The following is a 19,025-nucleotide window of genomic DNA, read 5'->3' as shown; positions in this document are numbered from 1 at the left end:
CAGGCTCATAACCTGAAGGTCGTAGGTTCAAATCCTACTCCCGCAACCAACTTAACTTCCGAAGCCTCCGCGTCCCGGCAGTCGAGCTTCGTTTGCCCACAACCAACCTTCTCTCAAAAAACGCACGCATGTAAATCCCGCATGCCAACCATAATCCACACCAAAAACAACCAATCAGAGAATCATGATTGCCGATGACAATCTGCGAAGGTTGACGGCCAATGGTAGTAAGGTTGGGCTGCAATGATGGACGCAAATACCCATATCTTGTAATAATCCGGACATCGTTGATGGGCGATGCGCGCTGACAGGCACTGAGCTGATCTTGGGAGAGTGAATGCACCAACTTAGCAACAAGAGAAGCGGGCCTTCCTTTTCCCTTGCAAAGGTGGGGCTGACCACCTTGATGGCCGCGTTTTTGGTGTTGTTTTCAGGTCGCGTACCGGCGCAGGATTTTTTTACACTCAAAGGTCATGGCGGACCGATCAAAGGCATCGCCGCCACGCCGGACGGCGCCATTCTGACGGCAAGTTTTGACAATTCCGTAGGGTATTGGCGGGGTGGAAGGCCTGTTTGGCTGGAGGGACATAGGGCTGCTGTCAACGCCGTTGTGGGTGTCAATGGAGGAGCTATCGTATCTGCTGGCGATGATTTCACAGTGCGCCTTTGGGACCCTCAAAAGAGAACAGATCGCAATTTGGGTCAGCATCAGGCGAAAATCATCCAACTTGCAGCATCGCCTGACCGGCGGCGTGTCGCTTCGGCCAGTTGGGATCGAACCATTCGCGTCTGGTCGCTGGACGATGAAGCCCTGCCGGTAGAGATCAGGGGGCACGCCAACATCGTCACGGATGTTGCTTTTTCTCCGGACGGCAAACGCATTTATAGCGCGTCGGCAGATGGGACGATACGTGTCTGGGACGCGATGACCGGCGCACCGATCAGCCGGTTGGTCAACCATGGTTTTGGCATTAATACCATCAGCATCAGCGCTGATGACACTTGGATCGCCTATGGTGCGGTGGACGGCACAACGCGCGTTGCCAGCTTGCCCGATGGGGGCCCGCTGCGGGATTTCACCGCAGACCGGCGTCCGATCCTGGCCATGGATTTTCACGCAGGTGCAGGCCGTATCGCCGTGGGTGATGCGCAGGGCTACATCATGCTGATCGATACGGAGAACTGGCGTATCTCCAACGATTTCCGCGCGACCTTGTCGGGGCCGATCTGGGCGCTGGCTTTTTCGCCGGATGGTCAGAACATCCACGCAGGCGGGTTGGATGACGCCATGTATAGCTGGCCCGTTGAGACCCTGGGCTCAGAACCGCAGATGGCCAACACGGATCGGAGCTTTTTGAAATCACCCGAAGAGATGTCCAACGGAGAGCGTCAGTTTCAACGTAAATGCTCCATCTGCCATGCGCTTGGGCCGGATGGTCAGCGGCGTGCCGGGCCGACACTGCACGGTCTGTTCGGACGGGCGGCGGGCAGTGTTGAGGGGTATATCTATTCCAGCACGCTGCGAAGCTCAGACATCATCTGGTCCGAAGGCACCATTGATCTTTTGTTCGATCTGGGGCCGGATCACTATATTCCGGGATCAAAAATGCCGATGCAGCGCATTACCAGGCCGCAGGACAGAAACGACCTGATTGCCTTTCTGAAGCAGAATACAACCGAGCCGTAACGGCTTAGGTGCTGCGTCCGTCAAACTGGCGCACGTCGATACCGGCCGTTTCCAATGCACTGCGCACCGATGCGGCAATCTGAACGGCTGTGGGCGTGTCTCCGTGCAGACAAATCGTGTCGATATCCGTTTCGATGCGTTTGCCCGTGTCGGTGATGATGGCCCCTGCCTGCACCATTTCCACCATACGTTTCCCGGCGATCTCCGGGTCATGGATCACAGCGCCCGGCAGGCTGCGGTCTACCAGCGTGGCATCATCATTATACGCCCGGTCGGCAAAAATCTCTCCGGCATAGGCACAGCCCAGAGCACGCACTGCAGCTTCTTGCGCTGTGGCGCAAAGCACCATGACAATCAGGTCAGGTGCGACTGATAGCGCGGCCTCATAAAGATCACGTGCAAGCTGCTCATCCTCCGAGGCCATATTCGCCAATGCACCGTGCATTTTGAGATGACGCACGGTTGCACCTTGCGATCTTGCCACGCCAATCGCCGCCGCAACCTGATACCGGATCGAATTTTGCAATGTGCCGCGCGGAATGCTCATACGCCTGCGTCCAAACCCCTGCAAATCGGCAAAGCCCGGGTGCGCGCCGATCCCCACACCGTTTTCTGAGGCCATTCGCATCGTTGCCACCATGACATCCGGATCGCCGGCATGCGCTCCGCAGGCGATATTGGCCGAAGTGACCGTCTTCAGCAGGGCCGCATCGTCCCCCATGGTCCAGGGGCCAAAGCTTTCGCCCATATCGGCGTTCAGATCTACGCGGGTCATTGTTGGTCTCCTTCAGGTCTCAAACGGGTCTGCATTGGCGGAAATCGCGCCGCCCACAAGCTGATAGCTCAAAAGATCCGCAATATCGTGTGGGTCGCGGATGAGAGGCTGGACGCGAGATCCAAGCGCCTTGATCTCGGCGCGCGCGCGGGTTTCGATGTCGATGGCCTCTTCATGCGAGATGAAGGTGAAGCGCAAGGGCGCACCTGCTGCGGCTTGTGCGACTTTGGGCAAATCCGAGGGGATGACGGTCCCGATACGAGGATAGCCCCCGGTGGTTTGGCTTTCGCACATCAGCACATAGGGCGCGCCGTCGCCCGCGACCTGAATATCCCCCGTCGTGATCACTTCGGAAACGATGCTGAGCCCGCCCTCCGCATAAAAGCCTTCCCCTGTGGCTTCCATGCGCACGCCCTGCCGGTTGCCGCGCGGGTCACGGCGGAATTCGGTTTCGGAAAAACGTTTGCGGGTTTCGGTGGAAAAATGGCAGGTCTGAAAGGATCTCACAACACGCAGCGCGCCGCCCTGAAGGCGATTTTCAGGCGTCAGGAAATACCCAGGCCGACCGGGGGCATTACTGGCCAGCGGCAAGCTGTCACCCGATTGGAGCAAACGGCCGATGCCTGCGTTCAGATGGCTGGCCCGTGCGCCCATCTGCGGCTCGGTTGCAAAACCATCCGCCACATGCAGATAGCCGTAGGTTCCGGCCTGCGCCCCCCCGATCACCAGCTTCGCGCCAGCAGGCAACACATGGCTGGCGTTCCAGATCAGCGGGGCCCCGTCCAGTGTTGCCGCCATACGCGCACCGGTCAGCGCGATCACAGTGTCTGTTGTTGCCTCGAAGGTGCCGCCCATACCCACCATCTCAAGGGCCGCGCATTCTGCCGTTTGCCCCACAAGCGCTGCCCCTTCATGCAGGGCCAGCCGGTCCGCCGCACCGCCGCGGGTCAACCCCGAGACCAGATAACCTTCCCGCCCCATGTCCTGAAGGCTGAGCGCGGGACCGGCGGACAGTATTTTCAGAACGGCACTCATGCGATGGCTTCCCGTTCCGCCCCGCCGTGGGGTGTTTCGCTGGACAAAATCCTGTCGTATTCGGCGCGTTTTATGGATGGGAATGTCAATTCATCGCCTGGAGACAGAGCGAAAGGTTGTGCCGCGTTCAACTGAAAATTGCGAAAGGCGGTTTGACCCACGTGACGCCAGCCCGTTGGTGTGGGCGCGGTGAAGATGATCAATTGCCGGATTGCCGCAACCAACGCGCCGGAAGGCACACTTTTGGTCAGGTCCTGCTGGCGCGGGATGTTCCAGACTTCTGGCAACTCACCCAGATAGGGTTGGCCCGGCGCAAACCCGAGGGTCAGAACGCGGACACGCGCCGCAGACAGTTGGCGAATGGCCTCCTCCGGGTCAAGCCCGGCGACCTCGGCGGCTTCTTCAAGTTGCGGGGCAAGATCGGTGCCATAGACCGTCGGCACATGCCAGAGCGTGCGCCCCTTGGGCAATGGGGCCGCATACCAGTCCCGCGTGATCAGAAGCGCGCGCAATCGTTCTTCGATCGCCGCGGCAGGCGTTATCACGAGATCAACCGCCAGAAAGACCGAGACCAGCGACATCATCGTCTCGGACACCTCTGGCCAGTCTTCCGCCTCGACCGCAGCGCGAAAAGCCAGTGCGGCACGATTGGCGGGCTCACTCATCGCCTCGGCGAAGCTCACGATGATGCCGGACAGGCCCACAGTGTCGATGCGGGGTAAATCGGTCATCTCAGGGCACCGGTCTGTAGAGCCATCGCAACAGGATAGGCGTGAGATACATCGGCAATTGCCAGCATCCGACAAAGACCATCAGCGGGGCCAGAACCTCCTGCGGCAGGGCGACAAGGAAAAGCGCGATGTTTCGGTTGCCCGCACCAATGGCCAGTGGTCCTGCCACATGCGCCAGTCTTGAGGCGCGCAACCCTTTGTAGGTAATCCATTGGGCCAGATAGCTGATCGCAAAAGCCAGCAGCGCCCAGAGGCCAACAGCGCCGGGATCGTTGCGCAGAGCCGGGTTCAGCGCGGCCATCAACCCGATCACAATGGCGGAAAATGCCAGAACAGACAGCCCATCGAGCGTTTTGATTTGTCCCACAGTCGGGTGTAGGAAGAGTATTTCCCGCAGCGCGAACCCCACTCCGGTCGAGACGGTGATCACCCCAAGCAGTTTGAGAGCAGACGCCACAACGAGCACCGGATCGCCAAGTTCCGGCATCAGTGCCATGACCGGCAGAACCGTGAGCGGGAAGGCAGCTGTCCCAAGCACGAGTATTTGCATCATGCGCCCGGCGTCCTGCCCCAGCAGAAGCGCGAGATTGGGCGCGCCGGAAATGGCAGGTGCTGCCGTGGCAAGAACCATCGCCATGGCTGCAGGGGACCCGGCGATGCCGAACAGCCAGCTCAGGCCCAGCAAGGCCAGGGGCAGCGCCAATTGTAAGGCCACCACCGATCCCAGCCCCCAGCGCAGGTCTGCCAAAGCCCCTATTGCGGCGCGATGTCCGATGCGCAGCGCCGTGATTGTCAGGAGCCCAGCAACCATCTGTGGCAGCCACGGTTGCATGGTCGCGGAGAGGCGTGGTAGCGCGAGACCTGCCACAAGACCCGCGATCAGACAGGCGCGCGCGTTGTCGGATATGAACCATAGCAGTCGTACCACTCCGTCTAGCTCGGGGTTTGTCGCAGGTTATCCGGCAGCCATGTCGCGATCTCGGGGAACCAGATCAGGACAAATACCATCAGAACCATGATGAGAAACATCGGCAAGGCAGCTTTGGTGATGTAACCCATTTCGTGATCGGTCATGCCCTGCAGCACAAAGAGGTTGAACCCGATGGGCGGGGTAATCTGGGCCATTTCGACCACAACGACCACAAAGATACCAAACCAGATGAGGTCAATGCCCGCTTCGCGCACCATCGGTTCGACAATTGCCATTGTCAGGACCACGGACGATATCCCATCGAGGAACATGCCCAGGACGATGTAGAAAACCAGCAGGGCCATCAGCAGTTGGAAACGTCCCAACTCCATCGCCGCGATCCCATCCGCCAGCGCACGCGGCAGGCCGGTGAACCCCATGGAGAGCTTCAGAAAGGCAGCACCCGCCAAGATCAGCGCGATCATGGCGGAGGTGCGCATGGCCCCCATCAGGCTGTCGCGGAAAGATGTCGGCGTGAGGGACCCCTGAAAGAGCGCAAGTGTCAGCGCACCGATGACCCCGATGGCCGCCGCCTCGGTGGCGGTTGCGTATCCCAGATACATCGACCCGATCACAACCGTGATCAGCGCGAAGACCGGCGCCAGAAATCGTGAATTGCGGAGTTTTTCGGCAAAGCTCATGCCGGTCTCGACGTTCGGATTCCATTCCTTGGAAGAGAACGACACGATTGCCACGTAGGCCATGAACATTCCTGCGAGGATCAACCCGGGAAAGACGCCTGCAAAGAAGAGCTTGGTAATGGATTCGTTGACTGTCACACCGTAGACGATCAGCGCCAGCGACGGCGGGATCATCAGGCCCAGCGTTGCCGCCCCGGCAAGCGTGCCAATTACCATGTTTTCAGGATAATTACGCGCGCGCAGTTCCGGAATGGACATCTTCCCGACCGTGGTCAGCGTGGCGGCGGATGAGCCCGAAACCGCAGCAAAGACTGTGCAGGCGACGATATTGGTGTGCACCAACCCGCCCGGTAACCGCGCCAGCCATGGCGAGAGACCCTTGAACATGTCTTCAGACAATCGCGTGCGATAGAGGATTTCCCCCATCCAGATAAAGAGCGGCAGGGCGGTCAGTGTCCAACTGCTCGACGAGGCCCAGATTGTGGTGATCATCGTGTCGCCCACCGGGCGGGTTGTGAAAAGTTCCATGCCGACCCAGGCGACCCCCATCAAGGCAAGGCCGACCCAGACACCAGTGCCCAGCAACAAGAAGAGAACGACGAGGAAAAGGATGATTGCGTAAAGTTCGGTCATCTGCTTATACCTCGTAGCTATCGTCGACGGTATCGCGGGTGATCCGGTGATCGCCCTTGAAAATGACGTGCAGCAGATTGTCGGTCAGCGCGATGGCCATCAGTCCGCCCCCGATGACCATGACCGATTGCGGAATCCACAGATGTATGGCGTCCTGGCCTTGGCTGACCTCTTTGAATTTCCACGACCAGTAGACGAACCAATAGGCGTAATAGGTGAAATACCATGCGACTGCCGCACCCAGTGCAAAGCACCAGATTTCCAGCAGGCGTTTAGCGCCCTTGGGCACGGAATTCAGCAAAATGGAAACGCGGATGTGCGCGCCCTTGTTCAAGGCGTTGGCAAAGGCGAGGAAACTGGCGGCCGCCATGGCGTAGCCCGCGTAATTCGGGGCGCCGGGGAAAATCTCTCCGGTCCAACGGGCCACCATCTGCGCGACGATCAATGCCAGTATGGCGATCAGGCATAAAGCCGCAGCAATACCTGCCAGCAGATACAGAAAATCAAGCGTCTTGCGGATCGCAGTCACGTCACCATCCCCACCCAATTGAGAGAAAGAAAAAGAGCGGCCCCGAGATCAGGGCCGCCCTAGCGCATTTACTGCGCCGCCTTGAATGCGTCGACGAGAGCTGCACCTTCGTCACCGGCAGCCTCTAGCCATTCGGCGGTCATGGTCGCGCCGATTTCACGCAGTTCGCCCATCAGGGCGTCACCGGCTGGCTGCACGGTCATGCCGCCTGCGGCCAAGCCGTCCATGGTGAATTGTGTATAGGCTTTGGAGGCTTCCAGCCCCCGAGCGGCGGCTTCGTCCGCACAGGCGCGAATGGCGGATTTATTGGCGTCCGACACATCTGCCCATACGTCCTGGTTCACCATCACGTAGTTGCGCGGCAACCAGGCATCGACCTCGTAGAAATGCGTGAGGCTTTCCCAGACCTTGCGGTCATAGCCCGTTGCCCCCGAAGACACCATGGATTCCGCCACACCAGTGGCAAAGGCCTGGCTGATCTCGGCCGCTTCAACCGTCACCGGCAACATGCCGGTCAGTTCGGCCAAGCGGCTGGTTGTGTTATTGTACGACCGGAACTTGACGCCTGCCATATCGGCCACGCTGTTCACTTCCTTTTTGAAGTAGAGGCCCTGAGGTGGCCACGGAACAGCGTAGAGCAGCTCAAGGTTCTGCTCGTCCAGGAGGGCTTCGATCTTCGGCTTGGCGGCTTTATAGAGTTTCTCGCTGTCGTCAAAAGAAGGTGCCAGGAACGGGATGCTGTCGAATCCGAAGACGGCGCTTTCGTTCTGGTGACCGGACAGCAGACGCTCGCCAATCTGAACCTGCCCTGTTTGGATCGCGCGTTTGATGTCCGCGCCCGCGAAAAGCGAGCCGCCCGCGTGCACTTCGATGGTGATCTCACCATTGGTGCCTGCACCCACACATTCGGCAAAGGCCACGCCGTTCTCAGAATGGAAGTTGGAGGCGGAATAGGCCATCGGCATATCCCATTTTTCGGCGGCGAAGCCTGACCCTGCCGTCAGTGCCAGCGTGGCAACGCCAGCCATGAATTTCTGTGTGCGTTTCATTAATCTCTCCGTTGGTTGGTTCTTGGTGTCGTCTTCGGGTCTTGTGCCCGTTTTTAATCTGCGCTGCTTTGAGAAGCGGTCTCGGGCGCAACAGCCCGTCGCGAATATTCGTCAGAATGATTCCCCAAGGTCAATACTGCCGATCTTTTACAACACGTCAACAAAATGTTGACAAATTATCATTATCAGGCACTCTGATCTCATGTCTGATGGATTTCTTGGCCCTGTTGTTTCCTCTGCTCACCTCGCAAGCGGCTCGTTTGCGGAGATTTCAGAGTTGGAATTTGGTCTGACCCTGGCGAATAACGCTTTCCAGCGCTGGATGGTGCGCGCCATTGCCATGGCCGGGTATCCTGAGCTTGGCGCGCTTGACGTGCTTGTGTTGCATTCCGTCTATCATCGGGAACGGCCCAAGAAACTGGCGGATATCTGTCTGGTGCTCAACGTTGAAGACACGCACACCGTCAACTACGCGATCAAGAAACTGATCAAGGCCGGTCTGGTAAAAGACGGACGCCAGGGCAAGGAAAAGACGGTTGTTGCCACCGACAAGGGTGCTGAGACCTGCGAACGCTATCGCGAGATTCGCGAAGGTCTGTTGTTGCGCGCGGTGGGGGAGCTTGGGCTCGAACCTGAGCAGGTGAGCCGGGCGGCGTCTTTGCTGCGGCTGATGTCGGGCCAATACGATCAGGCTGCCCGTGCTGCGACCACCTATTGAGGATCCCGCAGCCAACCATCCTCAAAGGCAATATGACTGACGCCGGCCAGTCGGATGATACGCGATAGCTCGGTCTCAAAGGCTGCTTGCCGCCCTTTTCCCCAACGTGTCTTGCGTTCCGGCCAAAGTGCGCGCACGCGCAACGTATCCTGATCGCGAAAGGCTTTCATATCCACGCGCCCGACAAGTCGGTCGCCCTCCATGATCGGAAACACATAGTAGCCGTAGCGGCGTTTGGCTTCCGGCACAAAAACTTCGATCCGGTAGGTGAACCCGAACAAGCGCTCTGCGCGATCCCTGTCGCGCAGCGCAGGATCGAACGGGCTCAATATCCGCAATCTGGTCGTGGGCGGGATGTCCAGTGCGGGATCTTGGGCGATGTCAGGTCGGGCAAAACTCATCCGTTGCGCCCCGTCTGCGCAAGTCAGGCAGATCGCTTGCAACCGACCTTGCGCCTTTTCAGCCGCGCACCAGGATTTCGCCTCCGCAATCGAGATATGATCCCAGAAATTCGCAATTTCAGTCGGGGTCGCAAATCCGAGCCGCGCGAGGGCCTCGGAACAACACCAGTCAATGGTTGCTGCAATCTGGTCGTCACTTTGCAACGGCTGACAAAGAGCGTTGTCGATCACCCGTTCCGTCAGATCATAGCGTTTGCGAAATCCGTCCCGCCCGACCACACACAGCGCGCCGCTGCGCCATAGGTACTCCAACGCGGTTTTCGATGGGTGCCAGTCCCACCACCCGCCTGATCCGCGTTTCTCCCCCTGGCCCACATCGGATGAACACAGCGGCCCCTCGTCACGGATTTGGTTCAGAACAGTCTGAAACTGCGCCTCAAACCCCTCTCTGCGACCATCACTCCAATGTTTGCGCAGCTTTTCTGCATCCCTCTGTCGACGCAATTGCCACCATTGATAAAAACCCATCGGAATGACGGCGGCATCATGGGTCCAGTGTTCAAATAGCGCCCGATCCCGTTCGTAGAGGTTTTTCAGAGCTTTGGGCCGATACCGGGGACGGCGTGAGAAAAGGATCAGATCATGCGCGCGGGCGACGGTGTTGATGCTGTCAAGCTGAACAAATCCAAGTCGCGTGATCAATTCCAGCAAGTCCGCGCCCTTCGCAGCACCTTGCGGTGGCTCACTCAAGGCATGCCGATCCAGAAACACCCGCCGGGCCTGCGCGTTGGTAAGCGTGAAAGGGGTCATCCGCGTTGGTAGCGGCGTAGCGTTTCCCCGTAGGCGATCTTGGGCGTCAGAGTAATCCGCTCGGGCGCACCGGGTTCTGCATCTTCGGGCAAAGCGTTGCGATCCAGTATGATCTTTGCAGCTGCCGCACCAATTTCCGCGCGACAAGCATCCATGGTGGCAAGTTGGCGGGGCAGGCCTTGCAGCAGTTCGACACCATTGAACCCTGCAAGCCCTATCTGACCGGGCACATCTATTCCCTGATCGAGCAGGTAGAGCAATCCGCCCGCGCCGATCATATCGTTGGAATAATAAAGAAAATCCAGATCGGGTGCACGTTCCAGCATGGTTTGGGTCATCTCACGACCCTTGGCAAGCGCTGAACCTCCGGAATAAAAGTCACGCGCTTCGATCTCGATCCCGGCTTTTGCGAGACCTTCCGTGAGACCTTCAAAACGTTTGCGCGCCCGATGATCAAGCGGCATCTTCGTGCCCATGAAACCAATACGCGTATATCCGGCCTTCAGGATCGCTGCCGCCATTTCTCTCCCTGCACGCCGGTGTGAAATCCCCACCATCGCGTCGACAGGGTTGCCGTCCGTATCCATAATCTCAACGACTGGGATGCCTGCGTTTTCCAGCATGGCCCGTGTCGGTTCGGAGTGTTCCAACCCAGCAATGATGACACCAGAGGGTCGCCAGGACAGCATTTCATAGAGGACGCGCTCTTCTTTTTCCGGCAGGTAATCCGTGACACCGACAACCGGCTGCAGCGGTGTGTCCTCAAATGCCTGGTTGATGCCTGTGAGGACTTCGGGGAAAACCATGTTGGACAGCGAGGGGATAATCACAGCAACCAGATTGACCCGCTGAGATGCCAAAGATCCTGCGATTTGATTGGGCACATATCCAAGCGTTTTGGCTGCCTCCAGCACCCGTTCTCGCGTTGCTGCGGACACATCTCCCCGATTGCGCAAAACCCTGCTGACGGTCATCTCAGAGACCCCGCAGGCTTCAGATACATCGCGGAGGGTCAAGGGTCGCTGCTTGGGTCTTGTCACAATGGATTTCCTGTTTTGTTACACCTTCGTAACGCAGGTGAGCCCTCCCTATCAAGCATGTGTCGTGGTGCGGTCTTTAATGCGATGACAAGCTGAGAAAGTTGTTCTAAACCGATCCAACGTGACCCCGTGGCTCAACTGGATAGAGCAGCCCCCTCCTAAGGGGCAGGTTGCAGGTTCGAATCCTGCCGGGGTCGCCAAAACCGCCTGAAAAATATGGCTTATTTGCAAGGGGTTCTGTCCGAGCCTGCAGAAACGCCCGTTTCGTTTTCCGCCGAATTCTCCGAAAACGAGCGAAATCTCGTACAAAACCTGTACAAACTTCGCACGTCTGTGCGGCTTTTGGGGCCATCCAATGAGCTGGCGTGTGGCGAATGTGTGTGCCGAGCGGAAGTTCGGAAGTGCGACGCGCAAGCAGATCATCATGTTCCTGGCGGACAAGGCGTCGGATGATGGGTCTGGCATTTGGTGTTCGAAAGGAACCATCCAGCGGCACACGGAGCTTGGGGAGACCACCGTCAAGCGGACGATCCGGGATTTCCTGAAGGAAGGCATCCTGGTCGAGACCGGCGCGCGGGGATGCAAGAATGGTTTCACGGTCGTTTACCGGATCGATCTGGCGCGGATTGAGGCTCTGGAACTGACCGCCGAGCCCGATATGGAGACGGGGGCCACAGTGGACCCCGTCCAGACTGGACCCGGAACGGGGGCCACAGTGGCCGGGGTACCGGGGCCACCACGGCCCCCAAACCATCCTAAAACCATCCATAAACCTCCTACGCGCGAGCGCGTTGTGGCGGAGGATGAAGAGGCTGAGAAGATATTGGCCTGCTATCCGCCCGACCGTTTGCGCGGGAAGGCTGAGTGTCTCGGGCGGATTAGGGACATCCTGGACACCGGGATAGAGGCTGAAGACCTGTTGCAGGCTGTGAAGACTTACGCGACGGAGAGCGCGGGCTTCACCCGGTCGAAGGTCTGTTTCTCTGACAACTGGTTCAAGTCTGGGAGGTGGCGCGGCTATGTCGAGCACATCGCCAAAGGCCGAGAAGAGACAAAGGCGAAAGAAGCCGAGATGCTGGCGGGCTTGGCGAACTGGGTGACAGACAAGCACCCTCTTTGCCGCCACATAACGCCCGGCCAGATCGATGCAATGCTGGCCGCTGAACTCGTCACAAAAGCCCAAATCCAGGCGGCGGGCCTCAGATCATGAGCGTGACTAATCCCACCGAAGCGCAAACAGCAAGGCGACCCATGTCATACGGCTGCGCCGATGACACGGGAACTTGCGAGGGGTGGCAAGCCTCCCCTTCGAACCCCACCGGCGCGGGCAAAGCCCCCGCCAAAGAGCCGCTGACCGAGACCTTCGTCTTTCGCTGCACCGCGTCCGAGAAGGCCCAGCTGCGCGCCAAGGCCGAGGCCGCGGGCCTGCCCGCTTCGACCCTTCTCCGCGAGGCGCTCGGTCTTACGAAGGCCCGTCGTCGCAAGCCCGTGCCGCGCGTCGATCCAGCGCTCGTGCTGGCCGTCGGGCGCATCGGCGGCAACCTCAACCAGATCGCGCGTTGGCTGAACCACGCCATGAAGGTCGAGCGCACCGACCTCGACACGCTGACCGTCGCGCGCCGCCTTGTGGTGATCGAACGCCAGCTCGCCGCGCTCCTCGATGAGGCGCGGCGATGCTGATCAAGTTCTTTCCCAACGGCAAAGGCGCGGGCGCGGGGCCGGTCGGCTACCTTGTGGCCGAGCGCGTGCTGGCCTATGACGGCAACCGCGACCTGATCCGAGATGCCGATGACCAGCCCGTGACCGTCACCCGTGACCCGCTGCCCGAGGTCTTGCGTGGCAACCCTGAGCGCATCGAGGCCCTGATCGACGCCAGCCGCCACCAATGGACCTACCGGGCGGGCGTGGTCAGCTTTGCGGACAACGACGACCCGACCGAGGATCAGCAGGCCGAGGTCATGGACCAGTTCGAGCGGCTGGCCTTCGCGGGGCTGGACCCCGAGCAATATGAGGTGCTCTGGGTCCGCCATCGCCACGAAGGCCGGGTCGAGCTTCATTTCTGCACGCCGCGCCTTGAGCTGACGACGGGCAAGAGCCTGAACATCGCGCCACCGGGCTACCAGGACGCTTATGACAGCCTGCGGGATGTAATGAACCAGCGCCACGGCTGGGCCGATCCGATGGGCGTGGACCGCGCGCAAGAGGTCCGCGACACCATCGAGGCCCCAACTCGCGGGCAAGGCCGCGACGAGCTGCACGTCTGGATACAGGATCAGATCGACATGAGCCTCATCACCGACCGCGCCACCATGATCGAAGCCCTCACCGACGCAGGCTTCGACCTGCCGCGTACCGGCAAGGCCTACATCACCGCCCGCGACCCCCAAACCGACGAACGCTGGCGGTTGAAAGGAGAGATTTTCCATGAAGACTGGCAAGCCGACCCGGCTGAGCGAGAAACTGAACGCAGAGCTCGACGAGATCAGGCAGGAACACGTCGCCTCGATCTCGTCCCAGCTCAAGAGCTTCAGGATCGATTTGAAGAACATTGTGGGCGCCGCGCAGCATACCATCGCGAGCGATACACGCCGCTTTCAGACCGAGACCGCGAGCTTGTTCGAGACGCGGCTGAGATCGATCCGCCTCTGGCTGACGATCTCGCCTTGGCTGATCGCGGCGATGGTGTTGACGGGGGTCGCCTCGATGATGGCCGCGAGCTTTTTCTGGACGGTGCATCTGACGCGCTCGGAGCTGACGGAGATGGGCCTGACACGGATCGAGCGACCCGAGGGGACGTGGCTGATCCTGGACCCGTCGAAGACGCGGCTCAGGACCTGCACGGTGGGCGACCGACACGTCACCTGCATACGGATCGAGGAGGACTAGATGACCCAACTGACAGCCTTGGAACGCGACTTGCTCGCCTGCGTCGAGCGGTTGGTGAAGGCCTCAGAAGCCTCCGCGAAGGATTTGACCGCCTTGGAAACACGCTCGACCGGCAGGATCGAGAAGGAACTGGCTGGCTTGAAAGACTGCGTGACCTTGCTCATTCGTTCACAAGCCGCATCCATGAAGGCCTTGAGCGGATTGCTGAACGACGAGGCGAGCTACAAGACGCTGGACGAGAGCTTGCAGCAGAGCTTGATCTTAGCGAAAGCCGCCGCAGAGAGATTGAGGGACAGCTAGACAGCCAGGAGGCCGATGCGGAACGGGGGTTGCGGCACTAGGTTATTGGCTTCCGGAATGTAGGGTTGTTTCGACATCTGCGGCACTATCTCAATGCCTGCTCAGATATACGAACCGAGCGCCAATCAAAAACATGTAGCGAAGTTAGCTTTTCTGGAGTTAACTTGCGGAGGATAAACCATCATGGTGTCAACAAAACGACTGATGCTGGGACCTCTCAAGCCCTTGGCAACCGGCTGTGAACAAGACTGATTTTTACAAGTGTGGAAAGAGACCTAAGTTTGGCGATACCAGTACAATTAGCCTTTCAGGGTGGAGGAGCGAGGCTTGCCCTGTTTTTGGGGGCAATAAAGGCAATCAACGATCTAGAGAAAAGGTCACTCATTCGAGTGACTCGGGTTTCGGGTGCTTCCGCGGGAGCCATAGCCGCAGTCCTCTTGGCTGGTCGCGCAAACATTGATGCTTTGATTCAGCATCATAAAGCTCTGGGACAAAGCGGCGATATCCTAAAGGCGTTTCCTGACGTCAGCAATCCGGGCCTACTCGAAAAGCTGTTCAACTTCGGAAAAGTAGCAGGCGCAAATCAAACACTCGGGGATGAATCAGCTTTTGCTAGAATTGTAGAGAGCTCGCTCAAGGTCGCTGGAATAACAGCTAAGAATATGGGTGAGCTGGAAATACCTTGCTTGATCAATTGCACTGACATTGTTGAGCACAGGACACTCGTTGCGGAGGATGGTCAACCAATTGTCCAATCGATTGTCGACTCTGCTGCACTGCCATTTCTCTTCCGCAATGGAGGGCAAAAAATTGACGGAGGCATCCTGAATAATTTGCCTGTCGAGCTACTGGCCCCGGAAGATGCGATCATGTCTGAATACGGTCGAATAGTCGGCGTCTCGTTCCAGCCTGAAAAATACTCGGCGCAAACGACCAATGCCACGCAGCTGGCTAAGCGCTTGCTAGAAACCGTTATAAATGACCGCGTCAAACGTTCGAAAGAAATTTTAGGGAAAAACAGGTTCCTTGAAATTGAAACGCAGTATGATGGGGTTGAGTTTTCGACTTTCAGTGTGGACGCATACGTAAAAGCTGTAAGCAGTGATACCGTTCTCAAGTTAGTAGAGGAGCAAACTAGGCGTTGGTTCGAGGATTTCGCTGCGGCAATGACCGAAGAAGACACTCCGGTAGACACCTCTGCTAGTTCAATTGACCACGCAGCGGGTGTAGTTGAAGAGCTGTCGCGTTTCGCTGACGCACTTCATCAAAAGAACAGATGTGATCTCGTATCTACAGTGTTTGAGGTCACAGCAAGAAGTATGTCTAAGTCGGGTACTGACCTAGACGAAGTTGTTTTTGTAGATGAGTTCCGGGTGGTTGATGACCCTGTGTACTCGGTGGTTGCGCGCATCAGTTTGAATGAAGGATCTGCACCTGATAACTACAAAGTCTCAGTTTTTGACGCGCACGGAGTCGAAATTCCAGCGAGCAAATTTCTGATTCCAGATGAGGCGCATGTGCACTACTGGGTACTCATTCTTCTTGAAAATCCGATAATTCCTGATGCAAGTGGAGCAGTTTTCACGCTGCGCAGCCAACAAACCGGCAAAAGGTTAATGGGACCGTTGCTTGACAGCGGCGCGGACTACTTGTCGCTCGGAGTAAATAAGAGTTCTTCAGCAGAGGCTGCCGAAATCCGACTATTTGTTCCCGACGATAGCAGCGTATCTGTTACCAACGGGACCTCTGAACTGCTTTCTTCACTCGGTGTACATTGCTCTGATGCTGAAGATATGAAGTTAGTCCCTGGTTACTTGGAGCCGCAAAACGCTAGGAACAGCGACCGGTGTCCGACAGGTTATAAAGCACTTGTTTGGAAAAGCGAAAACCTCGCAAAGGGTCAGTTGATCAGAGCCCTTTACCATACTAAAAGGCATACGCTAGAATGATGTCCAACTGGTACTCGGAAAGGACTAAAATGGTACATGGCGGCTCAAAAATCGTCTGAATTGGTTATCTGGGCGGAAGCGTCGACTTCAACTCTGATTGGTGCACTCTGCAAGTCCGAGTGTGGATGCGCATCCACTGCAGTATACTGTCAGCCCCGACCCAAACCTCCTCATCATGTGGTGCGGATTCCCTGGAAAACTGTCGCATCAAACCAATGGCATGCCTAAGCGACAACTAGTGGCTGAATAGCTGAAACGTCGATCTTTTTCGCTACATGTGCTATGTCATAGTTCGTCTGCAAGTTTACCCAGTAGGCCGGGGTCGTATTGAACACACGAGCAAGTCGCAGAGCTGTGTCAGGCGTGATCCCGGTCGTGCCCTTGATCAACCGCTCGATCCGCGTCCGAGGCACGCCAAGACGCCGCGCAAACGCTATGGCCCCCATCTCCAGGGGGTCGAGGTAAAGCTCCTTCAGGACTTCACCGGGGTGCATCGGGTCTTCAAGCAAGCTCATCAGCGTATCCTTTCAATGGTAGTCCACAATCTCGACATCGGTGGGGCCGGTTGGCGTCCAGACAAAGCAGATGCGCCATTGTCCATTGATCCGCACGGAGTGTTGACCGGCCCGATCCCCTTTCAGTTCTTCCAGATGGTTGCCAGGCGGGAAACGCAAATCCTCGACAACAACTGCGGCATCCAGCGCCGAAAGCATCGCCCGCGTGCGCTTAACCAAGTCACCCGGGAAGCCTTTGCCATACTTGCCGTTGACAGCGAGTTTGCCCCTGGTACTTTGGATCATCCCAGATATGTATCAATTAATGATACATGTGTCAATGTATGGTACATACTTCAATAAATGAACGTCTAGCAAAGTGACGCCACACCTAAGACAATGTTTCGCAGCATGCTTTCCTGCAAGGTTGAGGGCCAACCGTGCAAGGCAATTTTTCTTAAATGCGAATGCCTTAGCTGACTATCATGTCCTAAGCAGAGAGAAGCTTACCTCGTGTATACTCTCTAGAAGCTTCTGACTGACGCTCAACCATTCGCTCGAACTCTGCTCGTTCTTTGTCCAGATCACGGGGCAGGGCATCCTCATTTGGTTCATGTTGAGGTTGTTGCTGCTTTTCTTGATCCATCACTTCTGCTCCCTGTTGTGATTCTATTGTGAATCACTTTCAGTGATGGATCAATGCTTGCCTTGACGTTGGTTAAGGATCGACCGACACTCGTGCTCCGGTTGTCGAAGGAGTGCTGAATGAGTAACCGCGTTGAACTTGTTTTTGGGTTGGTTGGTCCAATCGGATGTCCAATTCATCAAGCGCGCGAAATTCTGTCTTCGACGATCAAGAAATTGGACTACACTCCAGTGACTGTGTCGCTCAGCGCAGAGATGGACAGGCTCTTGCAAGCGAAGGGAAGCGTAGTCGAGGGGGGCTCCGAGTCAGTACTTGAGGAAAAGATCCTCAAAGGAAACAAGCTTCGAGAAGCGTTCAATAACAACGGTGTCCTTGCGGCTGAGGCTATCAGACAGATCGTTGATTTTCGAAAGGGTTTTGCAAGAAACCAAGGAGAAACGGATGAGGAGAAAATAGACGAGCAAGCGCTCATCCCCCTCGACGAACATGCATTCATCATTGACCAACTAAAGCGACCGGAAGAAGTCGAACTGCTCATCAAGGTTTTTGGAAAACGCTTTGTTCAAGTTTCTGTCGTTACTTCGCTAGAGCAACGCAAACAGTCTTTGGTAGCTCGGCTGCGTAGTGAGCAGCATGGTTGGGACAACGCCCGCTGCGAAACCCATGCAGACAAGCTGATTGCAACTGATCAAAACGAACGAAGCGACAAGCGTGGGCAGCGAATCTCTAAGATTTTTCATCTAGGTGACGTATTTTTTGATGGCGCGTCCGAGGATTCCCTCGAAAGGTCCAGCCAGCGTTTTTTGAAAGCCTTCTTTGGGCGCAACAATGTCGCACCAACCCGTGATGAATTTGGTAGCTACATGGCTAAAGCTGCGTCGTTGAGATCGGTCGATCTTTCAAGACAAGTCGGAGCCGCAATCATGACGCCTGAGGGCGATTTGATCGCTGTCGGTTGCAACGAAGTCCCAAAATACGGAGGGGGAAACTACTGGGACGAAGATACGAACAAGAAGCGTGACATTGATCTTGGTGGCGAGGCAAATAAGAATGAAATCAATAGGATAATCTTTGATTTTCTGGGTGTTTTGGAAAAGCAAGGGCTTATTGTTGATGGCCATAATGTCGATAGTATCTTGCAGAATGATGGCCACCGAAAAGCGATAAAGGGCTCCTTAGTATTTGGTGTGACTGAATATGGTAGAATGGTTCACGCCGAGATGAATGCTCTGTCTGATGCAGCGCGCCTGGGCCGTTCGCTTAAAGGTGCATCCATTTTTGTGACAACTTATCCATGTCACAACTGTGCGAAACACCTGATTGCGGCTGGCATCGAGCGGATCGTCTTTGTTGAACCCTATCCTAAAAGCAAAACTGAAAGTCTGTTCCAAGACATCGTAGGCCCTGACGCAGCCGAAAGTGAAAAGGTCAGCATCGAACACTTTTTTGGAATATCGCCACGACGTTACCGCGATATCTTCGAAAAGGGCTCCAGACAAACGACAGAAGGTGAAGTTGTCGATTGGTATAACGGTGAACGAGCACCAAGGCTGGGTAGTATTGAGGTTGGGGCCCCGGCTCGTGTCATCTATGCAGTGCTCGAAAATCTCTATGGCTCAGATGCAAGAAGTTCCGCAGAGTAAGCCTACGCCTAGAAGATCAAGTCGCGGTCTATTCTAAAGTAGAAGCAACCTACTTGCTTGGTTTCTTGCGGACAGTGACGTTTACTTC

General features: G+C 56.9%; 18 protein-coding genes and 1 tRNA gene. 8 read left to right on the top strand and 11 right to left on the bottom strand.

Annotation, left to right across the window (positions count from 1 at the left end):
* The first annotated feature begins 337 nt into the window (after positions 1–337).
* Positions 338–1,687, top strand: coding sequence for a c-type cytochrome (locus Q0802_RS20770; protein ID WP_366523344.1), 1,350 nt, complete (start codon positions 338–340; stop codon positions 1,685–1,687).
* Between the two features lie 4 nt (positions 1,688–1,691).
* Here the strand turns inward: Q0802_RS20770 and Q0802_RS20765 are convergent, their stop codons facing one another.
* The 7 genes from Q0802_RS20765 to Q0802_RS20735 all read right to left on the bottom strand — a co-directional run bounded on the left by Q0802_RS20765 (position 1,692) and on the right by Q0802_RS20735 (position 8,050).
* On the bottom strand, positions 1,692–2,462 hold the full coding sequence (locus Q0802_RS20765; protein WP_298921753.1) for a 5-oxoprolinase subunit PxpA: 771 nt from the start codon (positions 2,460–2,462) through the stop codon (positions 1,692–1,694).
* A 12-nt stretch (positions 2,463–2,474) separates the two neighbouring features.
* Positions 2,475–3,497 (bottom strand): biotin-dependent carboxyltransferase family protein, encoded by a 1,023-nt coding sequence (locus tag Q0802_RS20760; protein ID WP_298921752.1) that lies wholly within the window; start codon positions 3,495–3,497, stop codon positions 2,475–2,477.
* A complete protein-coding gene (locus tag Q0802_RS20755) occupies positions 3,494–4,228 on the bottom strand; it encodes a carboxyltransferase domain-containing protein (protein WP_298921751.1) in 735 nt (244 codons plus the stop codon). The genes Q0802_RS20760 and Q0802_RS20755 overlap by 4 nt, the downstream gene beginning before the upstream one ends.
* Position 4,229: 1 nt before the next feature.
* On the bottom strand, positions 4,230–5,156 hold the full coding sequence (locus Q0802_RS20750) for a hypothetical protein (protein WP_298921750.1): 927 nt from the start codon (positions 5,154–5,156) through the stop codon (positions 4,230–4,232).
* 5 nt (positions 5,157–5,161) lie between these two features.
* Positions 5,162–6,472 carry a TRAP transporter large permease subunit gene (locus tag Q0802_RS20745; RefSeq protein WP_298921749.1) on the bottom strand — a complete coding sequence of 437 codons (1,311 nt, stop codon included), beginning with the start codon at positions 6,470–6,472 and terminating at the stop codon, positions 5,162–5,164.
* A 4-nt stretch (positions 6,473–6,476) separates the two neighbouring features.
* On the bottom strand, positions 6,477–7,001 hold the full coding sequence (locus tag Q0802_RS20740) for a TRAP transporter small permease (protein WP_298921748.1): 525 nt from the start codon (positions 6,999–7,001) through the stop codon (positions 6,477–6,479).
* Positions 7,002–7,069: 68 nt separating this feature from the next.
* Positions 7,070–8,050, bottom strand: coding sequence for a TRAP transporter substrate-binding protein (locus Q0802_RS20735; RefSeq protein ID WP_298921747.1), 981 nt, complete (start codon positions 8,048–8,050; stop codon positions 7,070–7,072).
* A 202-nt stretch (positions 8,051–8,252) separates the two neighbouring features.
* Between Q0802_RS20735 and Q0802_RS20730 the strand changes: the two genes are divergently transcribed.
* Positions 8,253–8,768 carry a winged helix DNA-binding protein gene (locus Q0802_RS20730; RefSeq protein WP_298921746.1) on the top strand — a complete coding sequence of 172 codons (516 nt, stop codon included), beginning with the start codon at positions 8,253–8,255 and terminating at the stop codon, positions 8,766–8,768.
* On the opposite strand, the gene Q0802_RS20725 is transcribed toward Q0802_RS20730, so the two are convergent.
* Both Q0802_RS20725 and Q0802_RS20720 read right to left on the bottom strand, forming a co-directional pair.
* Positions 8,762–9,979: a crosslink repair DNA glycosylase YcaQ family protein gene (locus Q0802_RS20725; protein ID WP_298921745.1), complete on the bottom strand. Its 1,218-nt coding sequence runs from the start codon at positions 9,977–9,979 to the stop codon at positions 8,762–8,764. The two genes, Q0802_RS20730 and Q0802_RS20725, sit on opposite strands and share 7 nt — an antisense overlap.
* Positions 9,976–11,019, bottom strand: a complete 1,044-nt coding sequence (locus Q0802_RS20720; protein ID WP_298921744.1) for a LacI family DNA-binding transcriptional regulator — start codon at positions 11,017–11,019, stop codon at positions 9,976–9,978. Before Q0802_RS20720 ends, Q0802_RS20725 begins: the two co-directional genes overlap by 4 nt.
* A gap of 123 nt (positions 11,020–11,142) precedes the next feature.
* Between Q0802_RS20720 and Q0802_RS20715 the strand changes: the two genes are divergently transcribed.
* From Q0802_RS20715 to Q0802_RS20695, 5 genes are all read left to right on the top strand, one after another.
* A tRNA-Arg gene (locus tag Q0802_RS20715) sits at positions 11,143–11,219 on the top strand.
* A gap of 155 nt (positions 11,220–11,374) precedes the next feature.
* A complete protein-coding gene (locus tag Q0802_RS20710) occupies positions 11,375–12,229 on the top strand; it encodes a hypothetical protein (protein WP_298921743.1) in 855 nt (284 codons plus the stop codon).
* A gap of 41 nt (positions 12,230–12,270) precedes the next feature.
* On the top strand, positions 12,271–12,699 hold the full coding sequence (mobC, locus tag Q0802_RS20705; RefSeq protein ID WP_298921742.1) for a plasmid mobilization relaxosome protein MobC: 429 nt from the start codon (positions 12,271–12,273) through the stop codon (positions 12,697–12,699).
* On the top strand, positions 12,693–14,246 hold the full coding sequence (locus Q0802_RS20700; RefSeq protein WP_298921741.1) for a relaxase/mobilization nuclease domain-containing protein: 1,554 nt from the start codon (positions 12,693–12,695) through the stop codon (positions 14,244–14,246). The genes mobC and Q0802_RS20700 overlap by 7 nt, the downstream gene beginning before the upstream one ends.
* A gap of 240 nt (positions 14,247–14,486) precedes the next feature.
* Positions 14,487–16,154: a patatin-like phospholipase family protein gene (locus tag Q0802_RS20695; protein ID WP_298921740.1), complete on the top strand. Its 1,668-nt coding sequence runs from the start codon at positions 14,487–14,489 to the stop codon at positions 16,152–16,154.
* 224 nt (positions 16,155–16,378) lie between these two features.
* Here Q0802_RS20695 and Q0802_RS20690 read toward each other — a convergent pair whose 3' ends face one another.
* Positions 16,379–16,669, bottom strand: coding sequence for a HigA family addiction module antitoxin (locus Q0802_RS20690; RefSeq protein WP_298921739.1), 291 nt, complete (start codon positions 16,667–16,669; stop codon positions 16,379–16,381).
* 12 nt (positions 16,670–16,681) lie between these two features.
* Positions 16,682–16,954, bottom strand: coding sequence for a type II toxin-antitoxin system RelE/ParE family toxin (locus Q0802_RS20685; protein WP_298921738.1), 273 nt, complete (start codon positions 16,952–16,954; stop codon positions 16,682–16,684).
* A 459-nt stretch (positions 16,955–17,413) separates the two neighbouring features.
* Between Q0802_RS20685 and Q0802_RS20680 the strand changes: the two genes are divergently transcribed.
* Positions 17,414–18,937: an anti-phage dCTP deaminase gene (locus Q0802_RS20680; RefSeq protein WP_298921737.1), complete on the top strand. Its 1,524-nt coding sequence runs from the start codon at positions 17,414–17,416 to the stop codon at positions 18,935–18,937.
* Positions 18,938–19,025: the final 88 nt, after the last annotated feature.

The organism is uncultured Roseobacter sp., assembly GCF_947495275.1.
Classification (GTDB): Bacteria; Pseudomonadota; Alphaproteobacteria; order Rhodobacterales; family Rhodobacteraceae; genus Roseobacter.
This window is presented reverse-complemented; position numbering and strand designations above follow the sequence as displayed.

Bases quoted from the DNA above. Each gene is read 5' to 3' on its own strand.
- Q0802_RS20735 (WP_298921747.1), bottom strand. From the start codon at position 8,050: ATGAAACGCACACAGAAATTCATGGCTGGCGTTGCCACGCTGGCACTG.
- Q0802_RS20690 (WP_298921739.1), bottom strand. From the start codon at position 16,669: ATGAGCTTGCTTGAAGACCCGATGCACCCCGGTGAAGTCCTGAAGGAG.
- mobC (WP_298921742.1), top strand. From the start codon at position 12,271: ATGTCATACGGCTGCGCCGATGACACGGGAACTTGCGAGGGGTGGCAA.
- Q0802_RS20710 (WP_298921743.1), top strand. From the start codon at position 11,375: ATGAGCTGGCGTGTGGCGAATGTGTGTGCCGAGCGGAAGTTCGGAAGT.
- Q0802_RS20760 (WP_298921752.1), bottom strand. From the start codon at position 3,497: ATGAGTGCCGTTCTGAAAATACTGTCCGCCGGTCCCGCGCTCAGCCTT.
- Q0802_RS20685 (WP_298921738.1), bottom strand. From the start codon at position 16,954: ATGATCCAAAGTACCAGGGGCAAACTCGCTGTCAACGGCAAGTATGGC.
- Q0802_RS20755 (WP_298921751.1), bottom strand. From the start codon at position 4,228: ATGACCGATTTACCCCGCATCGACACTGTGGGCCTGTCCGGCATCATC.
- Q0802_RS20770 (WP_366523344.1), top strand. From the start codon at position 338: ATGCACCAACTTAGCAACAAGAGAAGCGGGCCTTCCTTTTCCCTTGCA.
- Q0802_RS20745 (WP_298921749.1), bottom strand. From the start codon at position 6,472: ATGACCGAACTTTACGCAATCATCCTTTTCCTCGTCGTTCTCTTCTTG.
- Q0802_RS20680 (WP_298921737.1), top strand. From the start codon at position 17,414: ATGAGTAACCGCGTTGAACTTGTTTTTGGGTTGGTTGGTCCAATCGGA.
- Q0802_RS20730 (WP_298921746.1), top strand. From the start codon at position 8,253: ATGTCTGATGGATTTCTTGGCCCTGTTGTTTCCTCTGCTCACCTCGCA.
- Q0802_RS20765 (WP_298921753.1), bottom strand. From the start codon at position 2,462: ATGACCCGCGTAGATCTGAACGCCGATATGGGCGAAAGCTTTGGCCCC.
- Q0802_RS20725 (WP_298921745.1), bottom strand. From the start codon at position 9,979: ATGACCCCTTTCACGCTTACCAACGCGCAGGCCCGGCGGGTGTTTCTG.
- Q0802_RS20700 (WP_298921741.1), top strand. From the start codon at position 12,693: ATGCTGATCAAGTTCTTTCCCAACGGCAAAGGCGCGGGCGCGGGGCCG.